Below are 484 nucleotides of genomic sequence, written 5' to 3' on the forward strand. Positions count from 1 at the left end.
GACGTTCTTCCCTGGCAACAGAGCTTTACGATCCGAAAACCTTCATCACTCACGCGGCGTTGCTCCGTCAGACTTGCGTCCATTGCGGAAGATTCCCTACTGCTGCCTCCCGTAGGAGTCTGGGCCGTGTCTCAGTCCCAGTGTGGCCGATCACCCTCTCAGGTCGGCTACGCATCGTCGCCTTGGTGAGCCGTTACCTCACCAACTAGCTAATGCGCCGCAGGCCCATCCTCAAGTGACAGATTGCTCCGTCTTTCCAAATTCGTTCAGGCGAACAAATCATGTATTCGGTATTAGCTACCGTTTCCGGTAGTTGTCCCAAGCTTGAGGGCAGGTTGCCTACGTGTTACTCACCCGTCCGCCGCTAAGAATGAAAGAAGCAAGCTTCCTTCATTCTCCGCTCGACTTGCATGTATTAGGCACGCCGCCAGCGTTCGTCCTGAGCCAGGATCAAACTCTCCATAAAGTGTTTGACTTGCTCAAT

General features: G+C 53.9%; 1 rRNA gene. It reads right to left on the reverse strand.

Features of this window, described 5'->3' with window-relative positions:
- Window positions 1-466: ribosomal RNA gene (locus QCD85_RS23660) — 16S ribosomal RNA — on the reverse strand; the annotation flags it as partial.
- Window positions 467-484 lie beyond the last annotated feature (18 nt).

Source organism: Paenibacillus sp. PsM32, from assembly GCF_030433815.1.
Taxonomy (GTDB): Bacteria; Bacillota; Bacilli; order Paenibacillales; family Paenibacillaceae; genus Saccharibacillus; species Saccharibacillus kyungheensis.